Genomic DNA, 16,311 nt, shown 5'->3' with positions numbered 1-16,311 from the left:
CACGGGCTCCGGCGCCGACCACGCGGGCGCCGACCACGCGGGCACCGACCGCGCCGGCAACGGCGATCCCGGCAGCGCCCGCCCGGCCGGGGACCCGGCCGGGGGCCCGTCCGAGCCGCGATCCGAACTCCCCTCCGACGGCTCGCTGTTCGGGCCCGACGCTCAGTTCCACCGGTTCTTCAACGACCCGCGCTGGGCGCTGGCCGTGATCAGGGCCACGGTGCTCGAAGCCGCCCATCCGCAGGTCGGCGCGGCCCTGATCGACAACTCGACCTTCGTGGCGCACCCGTGGCGGCGGCTGCGCAACACCCTCGTCAGCCTCCAGCGGATGTTCGGCGCCGACGACCACACCCGGCAGCGGGAGGCCGCGCGGCTCAACCGCCTGCACGCCCGGCTGTCCGGCACCGACGCGCAGAGCCGCGCGTACGACGCCATGGACCCGTCGGTGCGCGCCTGGGTGGTGGCGACGCTCTTCGAGAGCTCCGTGACGATGTGCCGGCTCAGCGGACAGCCGCTGGACCAGGCCACGATGGTGCGGCTGTACGCCGAGTTCCGCGCCTACCTGGCCGCGTTGGGGGACCGCGCCGGCCATCTCCCGCCCACGCTGCCGGAGTTCTGGCGCTACTACGACCGCGTGATCGAGGAGGAACTGGAGAACACGGACGCGGTCCGGGTCATCCTCTACAAGCTCTTCGACCACCTCCCGGCGCCGCCGCTGCTGGACGGCCTGCCCACCGTGTGGGCCGCCGGCCGGACCGTCGCCGGGCCGGTGCTCGGCGCGATCACCGTGGCCTCGCTGCCCGAGGCGTTCCGCCGCCGGGCCGGGCTGCCGGAGACGCCGGGAGCCCAGACGCTCATGCAGAGCGCGTACCTGGCGGCCGGCCTCGCGCGGTTCCTGCCCGAGGGCTGGCTGCGGACCGAGAGCGTCACCGACCTGCTCTACCTCACCCCGGGAAGCGACGACCCGCGCGCGGCGACGCTCGACGCGCTGCGCGGCCAGGTGAAACGGGCCGGTGCCCTGTTCCGGCTGGTCGCGCCGCTGCCCGCGCAGCGCGGCCACGGGCACGACGACGTCTGGGGCGGGGCCGAGCGCGCCGCCGCCGACGCGGGCGGCACGCGCGGCGGCGGGCACGCCCCGGCGGGCGACCGCGGCGCGGCGCGTGAGCAGGACGCACGCGGCAGGAGCGCCGCCGAGTTCTTCACGGCGGTGCTGGACCAGACCGGCGACGGCTACCTGGACTGGCCCGACCTCGCCGCCATGGCGCGGGAGCTGTCCTACCGCCTGGACCTGGACGAGCCGGAGGAGACCAGGCTCTACAACGCGTTCGCGGCGTGGTGGAAGGAACTCCAGTCGGACCTCGACGCCAACGGCGACGGGCGGATCAGCGCGGAGGAGTACGCCGCCGCGGTGCCCTCCCTCGCCGGTCCCGCGCTGATCCGGGTCGCCGAGGTGCTCTTCGACGTCACCGACGCGGACGGGAACCAGTACATCGACGCGGACGAGTACCGGGCGCTGTTCCGCACGGGGTTCCGTCGCACCGTCGCGGGCGGCGAGGCCCGGTACTCCCGCGCGGCGTTCGTGAAGGACTTCCTCTCCTTCATGTCCGGCCGCGCGCACTCCACCGCCTACGACCCGCTCTTCACGCAGGCGTAGCGGGAGCGGGGAAGCGGAAGCGAGGGGGCGGAGGCGGGAGGGCCGGGCGGGGCGTGGTTCCGCGCCGCCCTCCACCTGCCGCCCGCCTCCCACGTTTTCGACGGCAGCGATGAGTTCCGGCGGCGCCGGCAGTCTCATGACCGTTGCCTACCCGCACAGGAGGAGATCGTGGCGCAGCTGCTGCGTGTCCAGAACTTCAACGTGTCCAGCGACGGCGTCGGCGCCGGCGAGGACCAGACGCTCGAGCGGCCGTTCGGGCACGTCGATCCCGGCCGGCTCTTCGCCTGGGCGGGGGCCACCGCGAGCTGGCCCATGCGCACCGACCCCGGCGGCAGCCGGGGGCTGGACGACTACCTCACCCGCGACTACGCCCGCAACATCGGGGCCGAGATCATGGGGCGCAACAAGTTCGGTCCCGTGCGCGGGCCCTGGCGGGACGACGAGTGGCGCGGCTGGTGGGGCGACGAACCCCCGTTCCACACCCCGGTGTTCGTGCTGACCCACCACCAACGGCCGTCGCTCACCCTGGGCGACACCACGTTCCACTTCATCGACACCGACCCGGCCACGGCCCTCGCGCGGGCCCGGGAGGCGGCGCAGGGCAAGGACGTCCGGCTCGGTGGCGGGGTGACCACCATCCGGGAGTTCCTGGACGCCGACCTCGTCGACACGCTGCACGTCACCGTCTCGCCGGTGCGCTTCGGGTCCGGGCTGCGGCTGTGGGATTCCCCCGACGATCTGCGCGACCGCTTCCACGTGGACGTCGTGCCCAGCCCGAGCGGGGTGACCCACCACCTGTTCTGGCGCAAGTAGGCGCGGGCCGCTTCCGGTCCGCCCGCCGCGGTTCCGGTGCGCCCGCCGCGGTTGCGGTGCGCCCGCCGGGGGCCGGCGCGCCGCGCCGTCATCGGCCGCCGCTTGTCGCCGTTCGCCCAATGAACTAGGTTGCGCGGGTCACCATCTGGTGGCCCGCGCACCCGGCCCCGCAGGGCGGGGGCGGGGACGACGGTTCGGGCGCGCGTGGGAGCGGGGGAGGAATGCCATGCCGGACGGCGGCCACCCCGACGCGTCGGTGGGCCCGCTCGAACGCGGGCTGCTGGTCCTGGAGAACGTCGCCGGGGCCCCCGACGGCAGGACGCGGGCGAGCGCGCTGGTGAAGGCGACCGGGCTGGCCAGGTCCCCGGTCGACCGGATCGCCACGACGCTGCTCCACCTGGGCTACCTGCGGGAGGAGGGCGCGGACCTCGTGGTGGCCCCGGCGCTGCTGGCCCTCGGCGGGGCCTATCTGCGGGCCGCCGCCGTCCCGGACGTGCTGGCCCCGCTGGCCCGCGAACTCGCCGACGACCTCGACGAGTCGGTGTCGGTCGCCGTGCCGGACGGGACCGCCGCCCGCTTCGTCGTCCAGTACACCCGGCGCCGAGCGCTGTCGGTGAGCTTCCGCGTGGGTGATCTCCTACCGGCCGAACGCTGCGCCGCCGGGCTGCTGTTCGCGGCCGAATGGGACGACGAGCGGTTCGCCGCGTGGCGCGCGGGCCCGCCCGTCCGCCTCCGCACCCTCCCGCAGGCGGGTGCGGGCGGGCCCGACGAGCCGGAGCTGCGCCGGGCCGCGGCCGGGGCGGCCCGCGACGGGTGGGCCTGCGACGACCAGTTGCTGGAGCCCGGCCTGGTCGCGGTCGCGGTCCCCGTGACGGTTCCGGCGCGGGGGACGGCGGCGGGCCGGGGCGAGGGCAGGGCCGCGGGCCGTGCGGGAGACGGCGCGGAGACCGTCACCGTCGCCGCGCTGAGCGTGGTCAGCCACACCAGCCGGCACTCGGCGCGGGAACTGCGGGACTTCGCGCTGCCCCGGATGCGGGCCGTCGCCGCGCGCATGGCGGCGGCCCTGTCGGGCAGTGGTGGCGGCCCGGCGCGGCGGACGACGGCACCGACGCCACAGACCGCATCGACCGCACCGACCGCATCGCCGGCGGACGCGGCGTCCGACGGCTTCCCGGGCACCGGTGGCGGCGCGGACGGCCCGGGGGCGCGCGACGGTTCGGGCGGCGCCGCCCACCCGGCGGAGCCTGCGGGGGAGCCCGCCGGCGCCGGCCCCGCGGCGACCCTGGACCGTACCGCCGCGGCCAAGCGCGACCTCGGCCCCGAGTACCTCCAGTCCCTCGCGCGCGGCCTGTCCGTCCTGGCCGCGCTGGGCGCGGACGCCGACGGGATGACGCTCTCCGCGGTCGCTCAGCGCACCGGCCTGGCCCGGGCCACCGCGCGCCGGTCGCTGCTCACCCTGGAGGCGGCGGGCTACGTGACGTCGGACGCGGGCAGGTTCCGGCCGCTGCCCCGGGCACTGGACCTCGGCTACCCGGTGCTGTCCCGGCTCACCCTGGGCGAGCTCGCCCATCCCCACCTGGTCGAACTCGTCGAGCGGGTGGGCGAGTCGGCGTCGCTCGCGGTCCTGGACGGCCGCGACATCCGCTACGTCGCCCGGGTGGCGGCCCACCGGATCATGAGCGTCAGCATCACCCTCGGGACCCGCTTCCCGGCGCATGCCACCTCCATGGGCCGGGTGCTGCTCGCCGAGCTGTCGCCCCCGGAGTGGGAGCGGTGGGCGGCCGCCGGGCCGCTGCCCGCGCCCACCCGGCACACCGTGACCGACCCCGTGCGGCTCGCCGGCATCCTCCGGCAGGTGGCGGCCGACGGGTACACGATCGTGGACCAGGAACTGGAGGAGGGGCTGCGCTCGATCGCCGTCCCCGTCCGGGGCGCCGACGGCAGGGTGCTCGCGGCGGTCAACGTCTCCCTGCACGCGGGCCGCACCTCCGCCGAGCAGGCCCGCGAGGACTTCCTGCCGTACCTGCGCGAGGCCGCCGCGGCGATCTCGGCGGACGTCGCCGCCGTCACCGTCGCCCAGGAACTCCCCGCGTAGGGCCGGCCCGGCGCCGGCCGGCGGACCACGCCGTCCGGTGACGCCCGGTACCGGTCCGGCGAGCGGCAGCGGTCCGACGCCCCGAACCGCGCTGGCGCCCGGAACCGCGCTGGCACCCGGAACCGCGTCGGCACCCGGAATTCCCCCCGGCCGGCCACCGTTGGCACCAGGGAGATCATCAGGAGGAACGAGGAGCGATGAAGCACATCAAGCTGCGCGACCTGGACGTCTCCCGGATCGGCCTGGGCGCGATGGGCATGTCCCACGCCTACGCCGGCGCGGGGAGCGACGACGCGGAGTCGATCCGCACCATCCACCGCGCCCTGGACCTGGGCCTCACGTTCCTCGACACCGCCGAGGTCTACGGCCCGTACGTCAACGAGGAACTCGTCGGCCGCGCGCTCAGGGGCCGCCGGGACGAGGTGGTGCTGGCGACGAAGTTCGGCCTCGTCTCCCACACCGGGCGCAAGGACGGCGCGGACAGCAGCCCGGCCAGTGTCCGCACCGCGGTCGAGGGTTCGCTGAAGCGGCTGGGCACCGACCGTATCGACCTGTACTACCAGCACCGCGTCGACCCGGGCACCCCGATCGAGGAGACCGTCGGCACCCTGGCCGAACTGGTCGCGGAGGGCAAGATCCGCCACATCGGCCTGTCCGAGGCGGGGCCCGACACCATCCGCCGCGCGCACGCCGTCCACCCGGTCACCGCCCTCCAGTCGGAGTACTCGCTGTTCACCCGTGACCCCGAGGCGCGGGTGCTGCCGGTGCTGCGCGAGCTGAACATCGGCTTCGTGCCGTTCTCGCCGCTCGGCCGCGGCTTCCTGACCGGCGCGATCCGCTCGGCGGACCAGATCGACCCGGCGGACTTCCGCGCCGACAACCCCCGGTTCGCGCGGGAGAACTTCGCGCACAACCTGCGGCTGGCCGACGAGGTCGCCGCCGTCGCCGGGGAGATCGGCGCCACCCCGGCGCAGGTCGCGCTCGCCTGGCTGCTCGCGCAGGGCGACGACATCGCCCCCATCCCCGGCACCCGCCGGGTGGGCCGCGTCGAGGAGAACATCGGCGCCGACGCGGTCCGGCTCACGCGGGAGCAACTCGCGAAGCTCAGCGACCTCCCGCCGGCGGCCGGCGAGACCCACACCGAGGCCCAGATGCGTCTGATCGAGCGCTGACCGGCCCGCGGCCCGGCCCCGCCCAGCGCCCCGACCCACCCAGCGCCCGGCCCCGCCCGGCGCACCGACCCGTCGGCCGCCGCCGACGGGTCGGCGCGCGCGAGGCCGGGCCCGCGGCACCAGGCGGACGCCCGGAGCGTTCTCCCGCGGCCCGGGCGGAGACCCGGAGCCGCTCCCGCGGCCACCCGACATCAGGGACGTATCGGGCGATATCATGGAGGCAAACCCCTAAGTCGTCGAAAGGGGTGACGATCATGGCCGCACCGACGGAGACTCCGGTGCTGGACACCCTCGCCGCCATGACGGTCGACTCCCTGGAGCGCTGCGGTCTGGACGAGCGGACGCTCCTCCTGACCCGGATCGCGGCCCTGGCGTCCATGGACGCTCCCGCGCTCTCCTACGCGGCCCACCTCGGCCCCGCGGTCGAGCGGGGACTGACCGCCCGGCAGGTCCAGGACGTGCTGGTGGCGATCGCCCCGGTCGTCGGCACCGCGCGGGTGATGTCCGCCGCGGGCCACATCACCGAGGCCCTGGGCATCGCGATCGCGGTGGCCGAGGACGAGGGCCCGTCCTGACACGCGGCTCCCCCTCGCGCGTCCGCCGCGGCGGCTCGGGGTGAACGCCGGTGCGGTGGAGGCGCGGAGGCAGGCGCGCCGTCCCTGGCAGAAGGGAGAAGACCATGGCAGGGACCGTCTTTCTCGCGTACGACTATCCGATCCTCGGTGCGTTCTGGACCGTGTTCCTCCTGGGCATGGCCGTGCTGTGGTTCGCGCTCCTCTTCCGGGTCATCGTGGACATCTTCCGCGACGACGACCTCGGGGGAGGGGGCAAGACGGGGTGGCTGCTGTTCGTGATCCTGCTGCCGTTCCTCGGTGTGTTCGTCTACGTCGTCGCCCGTGGCCGGAACATGGGCGCGCGCGAAGTGGCCCACGCGCAGGCGCGGCAGGAGGAGTTCGACTCCTACGTCCGCAGCGCGGCCGGCACGGGCACGCCCGAGGTGGAGCAGCTCTCCCGGCTCGCCGAGATGCACGACAAGGGCGCCATCTCCGACCGTGAGTACCAGCAGGCGAAGGAGAAGGTGCTGCACTGAGGAGCGCCGCGTGGCTCAGCGCGTCCGGGCCACGGCGGGCAGCGTGCCGTAGCCGCGCAGGATGCGGGTCGGGCGGCGGCGGGCCCCGGGGCGCAACTCGACGGCGGGGAACCGCTCGAAGAGCGTGCGCAGGCCGATCGCGCCCTCCATCCGGGCGAGCGACGCCCCGAGGCAGTAGTGCCGTCCGGCGCCGAACGAGAGGTGGTCGCGGGCGTTGTCGCGGGTCACGTCGAACACGTGCGGACGCGGGAAGACGTCGGGGTCGCGGTTGGCCCCGGCCAGCGCCACGCTGACCAGCCGTCCGGCCGGCACCCCGGCGCCGGCGATGGTGGTCCGGCGCACCGTCATGCGGCCGGTGAGCAGGACGGGCGGGTCGTAGCGCAGGATCTCGTTGACGGCGTTGTCCCACAGGTCCGGCCGCTCGCGCAGGAGGGCGCGCTGTGCGGGGTCGGCCGCGAGCAGGGCGATGCCGTTGCCGAGCAGGTTCACGGTGGTCTCGAAGCCGGCCGCGAGGACCAGCCCCGCGGTGGACTTCACCTCCTGGTCGGTGAGGCCCGCGCCGTCCTCCTGGGCGGTGACGAGCTGGCTGAGCAGGTCGTCACCGGGCTGGGCGCGCAGCCGGTCCAGGTGCCCGGTCAGCCACCGGTCGAACGTGGCCAGCGCGCTCTCGACCCGGCGGAACTCCCGCCAGGGCAGTCCCAGGTCGAGGCTGGGCGCGGCCGCCTCGCCGAGTTCCAGGACGCGGTGCCGTTCGCCGGGCGGCACGCCGAGGATCTCGCAGATCACCGTGACGGGCAGCAGGGCGCAGTAGCTCGCTATCAGGTCGCCGGGTTCGCCGGCGGGTATCGCCGCGACGAGTTCGTCGGCGATCTGCTGGGTGCGGTCCTTGAGCTGCGCCACCGCGCGCGCCGAGAACACCTTGGTGACGAGCTTGCGGTACCGGGTGTGCTGCGGCGGCTCGACCGCCAGCAGCGACGGCGGGCGGACGGGGTGCAGGACGTCGATCTCGGACCAGGCGCCGATCCTGGCGAGCACGCTGTCCGGCGGGACGAACCGGCCGGCCTCCACGTCCGGGTTGGCCAGCGTCTCCCGGACGGCCTCGTGCGAGGCCACGACGGCGCCCAGCTTCGAGAGGAACACCGGGCCCTTCCCGCGGATCTCGTCGAGCAGGGTGAAGAGCTCGGCGCTGGTCCCGTTCGACATCTGGGCGACGAGCCGGCCCTGGAGGTCGCCGCGCCGGGCCCCGAGCGCGACCGCCGTGCGCGGGAGGGCGTGGCTGGTGCCCCACCGGACCACCTGCTTGACCCGGCGGTCGAGCGTACGGCGTGCGGGCGGCGCGGTCCGGGCGAAGTGCATCTGCGCTCCTCATCCTCAACAGCCACGATCCTCATTACCCACAGCGTGGGTAAATATCGGCCCCCACCATACCCACGTTGTGGGTTTATGCAAGGGAGGGCACAATGAGCTGCTATGACGCACTCCTCGGAGACAGGCAGCACGCGGCGCGGCCGGCCGCCGAAGGGGACCGCCCACCTCTCCAGGGACGTGATCGTCGGGGCCACCTTGAAGGTCATCGACGCGGACGGGATCGCCGCGGTCTCGATGCGGTCGGTCGCCCGCACGCTCGGCGTCGACGCGAAGAGCCTCTACAACCACGTGGACGGCAAGGACGGCCTGCTCGACGCCGTCGCGGAACACCTGCTGGACGGCATCGCGCTGCCCGATCTGACCGGGGACTTCGCCACCGACCTGCGCGCGGTCGCCGACGCCTTCCGCGCGCGGGCGCTCCTGCACCCCGAGGCGGCGACGCTCGTGATGACGCGCCAGATCTCCTCGCTCGCCGCCCTCGCCCCCGCCGAGGCGCTGCTCACGGTGCTGCGCGGCGCCGGGTGCCCGGTCGGCGAGGCCGTGCGCCTGCTCCGCCTGATGGTGGCGGCGCTCATCGGCACCCTGCTCCGCGAGGTCCAGGCCGGACCGACGTACGGGGTCGTGGAGGCGCGGGGGCTCTCCCAGCGGCGCGGGCTGCTGGTGCGCTCCGGCCTGCCCCATGTGGCCGAGGCCGCCGCCGAACTGGCGCGCTTCGACCGGGAGGAGGGGTACGCGTACGCCATCGACGCCGCGATCGACGTCGTCGTCCGCCGCGTCGCGTCCGTCAAGGCCGCCTCCGGGGACGCGGGCCGGTAGCGGGGACCGCCGGCCCCGCCGGGGACCGGGCGGACCGGGGAGGTACGACGCCGCGGAGGCCGGGAGTCCTCGGAGCCCGGGCGCCCTCGGAGCCCGGGCCCGTGAGACCCCGCAGGCCGGGCGGCCGGACGCCAAGTGGCCGCCGGGCATGGGGCGGTGGGCCGGCCGGGACCCGCCCGAATGCCAAGAGCGGGTAAAACACCCGCACCCGGACGCGCGGGCTCCGCCGCATAGCTGGTACAAAGCAACGCCGGCTCTCGCACGCGCGGACGAATACCTCCCGCGACGTCGCGACGCCGTCTCGCAGGGGGGAATTCGCTTCCCGACCCGGGCCAGTGCGGTCCGCGCCGGGCGGCGACCGGGGGGAACCGTTCCACACGGCGCCGGGCGTCCGCGGTGACGCGCGGCGCTCCCGTATGCGAGGCACCAGCGCGCCCGCGCGGCCGGCCGCGGCGCACACGAAGGAGAACCGCACATGGGGACAGGCACGCGTGCGACCGGCCGGGAGGCCGACCGCGCACGGCAGGGGAGTAGGCGCCGGGGGGTGCTCGGCCCGGTGGTGGCCGTGGCGGCCCTGGCCGTGGTGGCGGCGGGCGCGCCGGCCGCCGTCGCGGACGGCGGGAGCGGGGGAACGGCCGTCGCGCCGCAGCGGATCGGCACCGCGCCGGCCCTGCCGCACGGCGCGGTGCGGACGTCGGCGCCCGACGGCGGCACGCCGATCGACCTGGGCGTCGAACTGGCACCGCGCGACCCGGCCGCGCTGCGGACGTTCATCGCGGACGTGTCGACGCCCGGCTCGCCGCTGTACCACCACTACCTGAAGACCGGTCAGTACAAGACGGAGTTCGGGCCGAGCGCCGCGACCGTCAACCGGGTCCGGGCGGCCCTGACGGCGCAGGGCCTGACCGTGGGCACGCTGTCGGCCGACGGCACCACGCTGCCCGTGCACACCACCCTCGCCACCGCGGCCAAGGCGCTGCACACCGGTTTCACCGGCTTCCGCGCCCCCGACGGCCGGCGCGGCATCCTCAACACCTCCGCGCCCGCGCTGCCCGCCGACGCCGCGCCCGCCGTGACCGGCGTCACCGGCCTGGACACGCTCGCGCACCTCAGCCCGCACCTGTCGTCACACGTGCGGAAGGCCGCCGCCTCCACGGCCGGTGCTTCCACGGCCGGCGCCCAGGCCGTCACCCCGCGCGTGACCGGCACCACCCCGAGCCTGTGCACGGCCACCAAGTCGGGCCTGTCGGCGGCCGGTTACACCGACACCCAGGACTACTGGAGCGCCCGCTCGCTGGCCACCGCCTACGGCATGGCCGACCAGCCGGACGTCGGCACCGGCGTGTCCGTCGGGATCTTCGAGCTGGAGAACTACGGCCCGCAGGACATCGCCGCCTACCAGTCCTGCTACGGCACGAAGGTCTCCGTCAGCGCGGTCAAGGTCGACGGCGGCCCGACGGCGCCGGCCGACACGACCGACGCGTACGGCTCCGCGGTGGGCATGGAGTCGGCGCTGGACATCGAGGACCTGATCGGGCTGGTCCCGCAGGCGTCCCTGGTCGTCTACGAGGGCCCCGACGCGGCGGGCGCGAGCGACCAGAACGTGCTGGACGTGTACCAGAAGATGGTCACCGACAACAAGGTCAAGGTCATATCGACCAGTTGGGGTGCCTGCACCGCCGACCAGAGCCGGGCGTACCTCGACGCCGAGAACCAGATCTTCGCCGAGGCCGCTGCCCAGGGCCAGACCGTGACGGCCGCCTCCGGCGACGACGGCTCCGGTGACTGCTGGTACGACGTGAACGGCGACGGCACCAACGACGACCCGAACGGCGGCAGGGTCGCCGTGGACGACCCGGCCGGGCAGCCCTACGTGCTGGGCGTCGGCGGCACGACCATGACCGGCTCCAACGCCACCCAGCGGGTCTGGAACAGCGAGGGCGGCGCCACCGGCGGCGGCGTCTCGTCGTACTTCCAGATGGACTCCGCCAGCGGCTACCAGTCCGGCCGACGGGGACCCGGGTACTTCGACGCCTGCTCCGCCGGCACGGACCAGGACTGCCGGCAGGTTCCGGACGTGGCCGCGCTGGCCGACCCGGACCACGGCTACCTCGTCGAGTGGGGCGAAGCCTCCAAGAACCAGGTGGACGCGGGCTGGTACGTCATCGGCGGCACCAGCGGCGCCTCCCCGACCTGGGCGGCCCTCGCCGCGCAGGCCGACCTCGACCTCGGCTGCGCCGCCGACGGGCCGATCGGCTTCGCCAACACCGCGCTCTACCGGCTCCCGTCGAGCGCCTTCCACGACGTCGTCGACGGCAACAACATCGTCCCCGGCCAGAACGTCCTGCCCGCCGGCCTCTACACCGCCGGCACCGGTTACGACCTGACCACCGGCCTGGGCACGCCGCAGAACGCGCGCACCGCGATCGCCGCGCTGTGCAAGGCCACCTCCACCACCGTCGGAGGCACCTTCACCCCGGTCAACCCGGCCCGGGTGCTGGACACCCGCGCCGCGATCGGCGTGGCCACCACCACTCCGGTCGCTCCGGGCGGCAAGGTGGTCCTCCAGGTCGCCGGCAGCGCCGGCGGCGCGGTCCCGTCCTTCGGCGTGACCTCCGTCGTGCTCAACGTCACCGCCACCGCGGAGACCACCGGCGGCCACCTGATCGCCTACCCCGACGGCGGCACCGAGCCCACCTCGTCCAACCTCAACTGGACGCCCGGGCGCAACATCCCGAACCTGGTGATCGTGCCGGTCGGCGACGACGGCAGGATCGACCTGGTCAACGCCAGTTCGGGCACCGTGCACTTCGTGGCCGACGCCTTCGGGTACTTCTCCACCGACCCGTCCGGCGCGACGTACTACCCCGTCGGTCCGGCCCGGGTGCTGGACACCCGGTCGAAGATCGGCGTCACCACCACGACCCCGGTCAAGGCGAACGGCACCGTGGCGCTCAAGGTCGCCGGAGCGGGCGGCGTGCCCGCGTCGGGGGCCACGGCGGTGGTGCTCAACGTGACGGCCACCGGCGAGCAGGCGGCCGGGCACCTGATCGCCTACCCGGGCGGCACCACCCGGCCCGACTCCTCGAACCTCAACTGGATCGCGGGCAAGTCGGTGCCGAACCTGGTGATCGTGCCGGTCGGCGCGGACGGCACCGTGGACCTGTACAACGCCAGTTCGGGCACGACCCACTTCGTGGCCGACGTGTTCGGCTACTACCGGGCCGACGCCGGCGGCGCGCTGTTCCACCCGGCCGCCCCGGTCCGGCTGCTGGACACCCGCACCGGGACCGGCGCCCCCAGCATCGGCAAGCTCAGCTCCACCGGTTCGCTCGCGCTCAGCCTCGCCGACGGCGGCGCGCTGGCCGGGGCCAAGGCCGTCGTCCTCAACGTGACGGTGGTGAACGGCACCACCGGCGGTGTGCTCACCGTGTGGCCCGACGGCCAGGCGCGACCGACCTCGTCCAACCTCAACTGGTCGGCCGGGCAGACGATCGCGAACCTCGTGACCGTCCCGGTGGTCGACGGGAAGATCGACTTCCACGCGAGCGCCGGCTCCGTGGACGTCGTCGCCGACCTGTTCGGCTACTACGCCTGACCTCCGCCGCGATCACGCCCCCAGGTGCCGAGCGCCTGGGGGCGTGTCCGTCGTCCCGGCGGCCTCGATCGGCCGCCGCTCCTGCTGTGCCCCCAGGACGCGGCCGACGGGGGCCTCCCGCCGTCAGGCGACGGTGAGGGCCGCCGCCAGGCCGTTGCGGGAGGTCATGCCCAACTTGCGGAAGATCCTCGTCAGGTGGGACTCCACGGTCTTGACCGAGACGTAGAGCGTCGCGGCCACCTCGGCGTTGCTGGCGCCCGCCGCCACCCGGCGGGCGATGTCCCACTCGCGGCGGGTCAGTCCCAGATGGCCGGGCGAGGCGGGCGCGGACTGCCGGCCGGCGCAGGCGCCGACCCGGCGCTGCTCCGTGACGACGACCCCCAACAGCGCGCGCGAACCGGTCGCCTGGGCGATCACCCGCACCTGCGCCATCTCGACCTCCGCCTCACGCCACTCCCGCAGGTCTCCCAGGGCGCGGGCGCGGACCAGCCGAGCCGACGCCTCGTCATGGAGGAAGCCCAGGGCGGCGAAACGCTCCGCCGCCCCGGCCGCGAGCGCCGCCGCCGTCGTCGGCCGTTCCCTGTGGGCCTCCAGCCGGGCGCGCGACGCCAGCGCGTGGCCGCGCTGCCCGTCCAGCCCGGACTGCTCGGCCCGCTCCTCGGCCGTCCGCGCCCACCCGGCGGCCTGGACGGTGTCCCCCCGGGCCAGCGCCAGGTCCATGAGCACGCCCGCCCAGTACGCGGCTCCGCACGCCTCGACGCGCGGCAACTCCGCGCCGCCGCAGGCCCGCAGCAGCAGCTCCGTGGTCACGGCGGGATCGCCCCGCTCCCACCGCAGGCGCACCGCCGTCCGCGCGGTCATCGCGGCGAACCAGCTCCCCGCGTCGGGGGGCGACCCGCCGGCGCCCGCCACGGGGGTGGGCGTGGCGGCGGTGGAGCCGTCGCGGCGCGCGACCGAGGCCGCGTGCGTGACGTCGGCGAACTCCGCCAGCGGTGCGTTGCCCATCCGGCGGGCGGCGCCGCGGGCCTCCGCCGCCGCGGCCAGGGCCGCCTCGACGCGGCCCTGCCGGGCCGCCGCGTGGGCCTGCCCCGCCAGCAGGTAGGGCGTCAGTGCCCGGGGACCGCCCCGGTCGGTCACCCGCAGCCCGCGGGCGAAGTGCCGCAGCGCCTCGCCGTCGCGCTCCAGCATGGTCTCCGCCCAGGCCAGCAGGGTCAGCGTGCCGAGGTCGGCGGCGCACTCGTCGTCGGAGCGCTCGTCGATCACGGCGGCCGCCGAGGCGAGCCGCCCGCCGACCGCGGGGATGCCGCCGACGTAGGCGGCCGTGAACGCCTCGATGACGGCCAGCCGCGTGTCGAACGCGGCCGCGGGCGCGCTGGGCAGCAGGCGGGACGCCAGTTCGAGGTGCCGGACCGCGTCGCGGTTGCCGTCCAGCACCGCGCAGACGGCCGCCTCCGCGGCGACCCGCACCCCCAGCGCCCCGCCCACGCGTTCGGCGCGGGGCAGTTCCCGGCGCAGCGGCACGTACCCCTCGCGGGGCCGTCCCATCATCAGTTCGGCCCGGGAGTGCGCCAGCCTCGCCAGCGTGAGCTGGTGCTGGTCCCCCTGGGCCGCGCACATGTCCGTCAGGAGGGTGCGGCTCACCCAGGGCCGCCCCGAGGCCATCTCGGCCTCGGCGAGGGCCAGGGTGATGCCCGCCCGGCCCGCGGGGTCCCTGGTCAGCCGGAGCGCGGTCCGCAGCCAGCGCGCGGCCCGGTCCGGGCGGGTGGGGAGCACGTCGTGGGCGGCCGCGGCGAGGTCGGCGGCGGCGTGCGGGTCCGAGCCGCAGTCGCCGCGCGCCACGTGCTCGGCGATCTCGGTGAGCGGCGCGGCCCGGCGCCGCAGCACCGCGGCGGCCCGGGTGTGCAGCAGCCACCGCTGCCCGGGGAGCACCCGGTGGTAGCAGGCGGCGCGCACCAGCGGATGGCGGAACCCCCACGCGTGGGGCGGGTCGGGGTAGGGCCGCAGCAGATCCAGCGCCGCCAGCCGGTCCACGACATGGGCGCAGTGCGCCGGACTCCTGGCGGCGACGGCCACGAGCAGACCGGGATCGACCGGTTCCCCCAGCACCGCGGCGATGTCCAGCACCTGCCGCTCGTCCTCGCCGAGCGCCGCGAGTTCCGCGTCCAGGCCCGGGACCTGGAGGGGCACCGGCTCCTCCTGGAAGTCCGGGGCCGGGGCGCCCTCCGCCTCGCGGAGCAGGGCCGCCGCGTACCCGGGCAGCCCCTGGGAGAGGGCGTGCGCCCGGTCGACGGAGGCGGCGGGGTGGCCCGGCGCCATCAGCGCCGCGTCGGCGCGCGAGAGCGGACCGACCGGCAGCCGCCACGAGGCGGTGGCCCCGCCCTCCAGCGCCGACCGCACCCAGGGCGGGCACTGGCGCGGACGGTACGCGGCGGCGACGACCAGTCCGGGCACCGGGTCCCGCAGGAGCGCGGCGAGCGTCTGCGCCGAGCGCCGGTCGGCGGCGTGCAGGTCGTCGAGCAGTAACAGGCCGGTGCCGCCGGGGCCCGTCGCCGCGGCGAAGGCGGCCCGCAGGTCCGCACCCGCGCCGCCCCGGCCGTCCGGTGCGCCGGCGGGGTGCCGGACAGGCGGGGCGGCGCCCGCGCGCGGCCGTCCACCGCCCGGGCGGGCGCCGTGCAGGGCGCCCGAGGCCGTCCACACCGGCACCTCCCGCGCCTTCGCCTCCTCCCGGAAGGCGGCCAGCAGTCTGGTCTTCCCGGAAGCCGGCTCCCCCGGCAGTTCGAGCAGTGTTCCGCGTGGGCCCGGCTCGTCGAGTGCGGCGCGCAGCCGGTCCAGGTGCGCGTGTCTGCCGACGATCTGCCGGGTGCCGACGGACGCGTGCTCCGGTGATATCCGCGGCGGACTGGTCAAGTCTTCGTTCCCCCTGCCGGTCTCCGCCTTCCCCTGGCGGACACACGGCACCTTACCCACGGTCAGGGCGGCTGTCGCGGGTCGCCGGACAGGTCCTGTCCCCACCTGACTCCATTCCGTCACCTGCCTCCCGTCCGTCACACGCGCGCCGTTCCCGCACCCCCTTTCGGGGGGACGACGGCCGCTGCCGTGCCGAGAAGGAGGGCCAACCCCGCACGCCGGAAGCGGTGTTGGGGTCGCGCGTAGGGGTTTCCCCGATGTCGGGCAGGGACGCGCTGTGCCACATTTCCGTCTCGGCGGACCCGGATACGGGGATTCCGCTTCGCGTTCCGCACGGTACGGGGCCGTCGGGCCCCGATCGGTGGAAGCCACCTGCCTGGTCCCCGGGCCGTGTGGCCCGGGACCCCGATCCGAGATTGGACGTGTCGATGTCCGACATCCAGCTGACCGCCGAGGAAAGACGCAGTTTCGGTGCTCTCGTGGCACAGCTCTGGAGCGACGAGGAACTCGCGACGCGCTACCGGGACGAGCCGGTCGCGGTGCTCGCCGAGTACGGGATCAGCGCGCAGGAGGCACTGCCGGTGCCGCCCGCTCCGGTCGAGGAGATCAGCGACGAGTCCCTCGGGCTGCTGGGGGCCGTCGGCGGCCTGAGCACCTGCGGCTCGGCCAGCTCGTTCTCCTGTCCCGGCTGCACCGCGAGCACCGTCGGGTCCGGCACCTGCTGCGGCTCGCAGCCCACCCTGCCCGTGTCGTGATCCTCCGGCCCCGCCGGTGATTCGCCGCCGGCGGGCAGGGCGA

General features: G+C 75.5%; 11 protein-coding genes. 9 read left to right on the top strand and 2 right to left on the bottom strand.

The features are described from left to right. The first annotated feature begins 145 nt into the window (after window positions 1-145). From RVR_RS04510 to RVR_RS04485, 6 genes are all read left to right on the top strand, one after another. On the top strand, window positions 146-1,654 hold the full coding sequence (locus RVR_RS04510; RefSeq protein WP_202238379.1) for an oxygenase MpaB family protein: 1,509 nt from the start codon (window positions 146-148) through the stop codon (window positions 1,652-1,654). A gap of 168 nt (window positions 1,655-1,822) precedes the next feature. Next, window positions 1,823-2,467 carry a dihydrofolate reductase family protein gene (locus RVR_RS04505; protein ID WP_202232600.1) on the top strand — a complete coding sequence of 215 codons (645 nt, stop codon included), beginning with the start codon at window positions 1,823-1,825 and terminating at the stop codon, window positions 2,465-2,467. 226 nt (window positions 2,468-2,693) lie between these two features. Next, window positions 2,694-4,562 carry an IclR family transcriptional regulator domain-containing protein gene (locus RVR_RS04500; RefSeq protein ID WP_202232599.1) on the top strand — a complete coding sequence of 623 codons (1,869 nt, stop codon included), beginning with the start codon at window positions 2,694-2,696 and terminating at the stop codon, window positions 4,560-4,562. Between the two features lie 197 nt (window positions 4,563-4,759). Further along, window positions 4,760-5,734, top strand: a complete 975-nt coding sequence (locus tag RVR_RS04495; RefSeq protein ID WP_202232598.1) for an aldo/keto reductase — start codon at window positions 4,760-4,762, stop codon at window positions 5,732-5,734. 254 nt (window positions 5,735-5,988) lie between these two features. Then, window positions 5,989-6,309, top strand: coding sequence for a carboxymuconolactone decarboxylase family protein (locus RVR_RS04490; protein WP_202232597.1), 321 nt, complete (start codon window positions 5,989-5,991; stop codon window positions 6,307-6,309). Between the two features lie 104 nt (window positions 6,310-6,413). Continuing rightward, window positions 6,414-6,824, top strand: coding sequence for an SHOCT domain-containing protein (locus RVR_RS04485; protein ID WP_202232596.1), 411 nt, complete (start codon window positions 6,414-6,416; stop codon window positions 6,822-6,824). 15 nt (window positions 6,825-6,839) lie between these two features. Here the strand turns inward: RVR_RS04485 and RVR_RS04480 are convergent, their stop codons facing one another. Next, window positions 6,840-8,180 carry a cytochrome P450 gene (locus RVR_RS04480; RefSeq protein ID WP_202232595.1) on the bottom strand — a complete coding sequence of 447 codons (1,341 nt, stop codon included), beginning with the start codon at window positions 8,178-8,180 and terminating at the stop codon, window positions 6,840-6,842. Between the two features lie 114 nt (window positions 8,181-8,294). On the opposite strand from RVR_RS04480, the gene RVR_RS04475 reads away from it, so the two are divergent. Together RVR_RS04475 and RVR_RS04470 are read left to right on the top strand one after the other, a co-directional pair. Then, entirely contained in the window at window positions 8,295-9,008 is a 714-nt protein-coding gene (locus RVR_RS04475; RefSeq protein ID WP_202232594.1) for a TetR/AcrR family transcriptional regulator, read from the top strand. Between the two features lie 475 nt (window positions 9,009-9,483). Next, window positions 9,484-12,606, top strand: a complete 3,123-nt coding sequence (locus RVR_RS04470; RefSeq protein ID WP_202232593.1) for a S53 family peptidase — start codon at window positions 9,484-9,486, stop codon at window positions 12,604-12,606. 123 nt (window positions 12,607-12,729) lie between these two features. Here the strand turns inward: RVR_RS04470 and RVR_RS04465 are convergent, their stop codons facing one another. After that, window positions 12,730-15,513 carry a LuxR C-terminal-related transcriptional regulator gene (locus RVR_RS04465; RefSeq protein WP_202232592.1) on the bottom strand — a complete coding sequence of 928 codons (2,784 nt, stop codon included), beginning with the start codon at window positions 15,511-15,513 and terminating at the stop codon, window positions 12,730-12,732. Between the two features lie 428 nt (window positions 15,514-15,941). On the opposite strand from RVR_RS04465, the gene RVR_RS04460 reads away from it, so the two are divergent. Then, window positions 15,942-16,268, top strand: coding sequence for a hypothetical protein (locus RVR_RS04460; RefSeq protein ID WP_202232591.1), 327 nt, complete (start codon window positions 15,942-15,944; stop codon window positions 16,266-16,268). Window positions 16,269-16,311 lie beyond the last annotated feature (43 nt).

The sequence above is a fragment of the Streptomyces sp. SN-593 genome (assembly GCF_016756395.1).
GTDB classification, from domain to species: domain Bacteria; phylum Actinomycetota; class Actinomycetes; order Streptomycetales; family Streptomycetaceae; genus Actinacidiphila; species Actinacidiphila reveromycinica.
The sequence above is the reverse complement of the archived record's forward strand: the minus strand, read 5'-3'. Positions and strand labels throughout refer to the sequence as shown.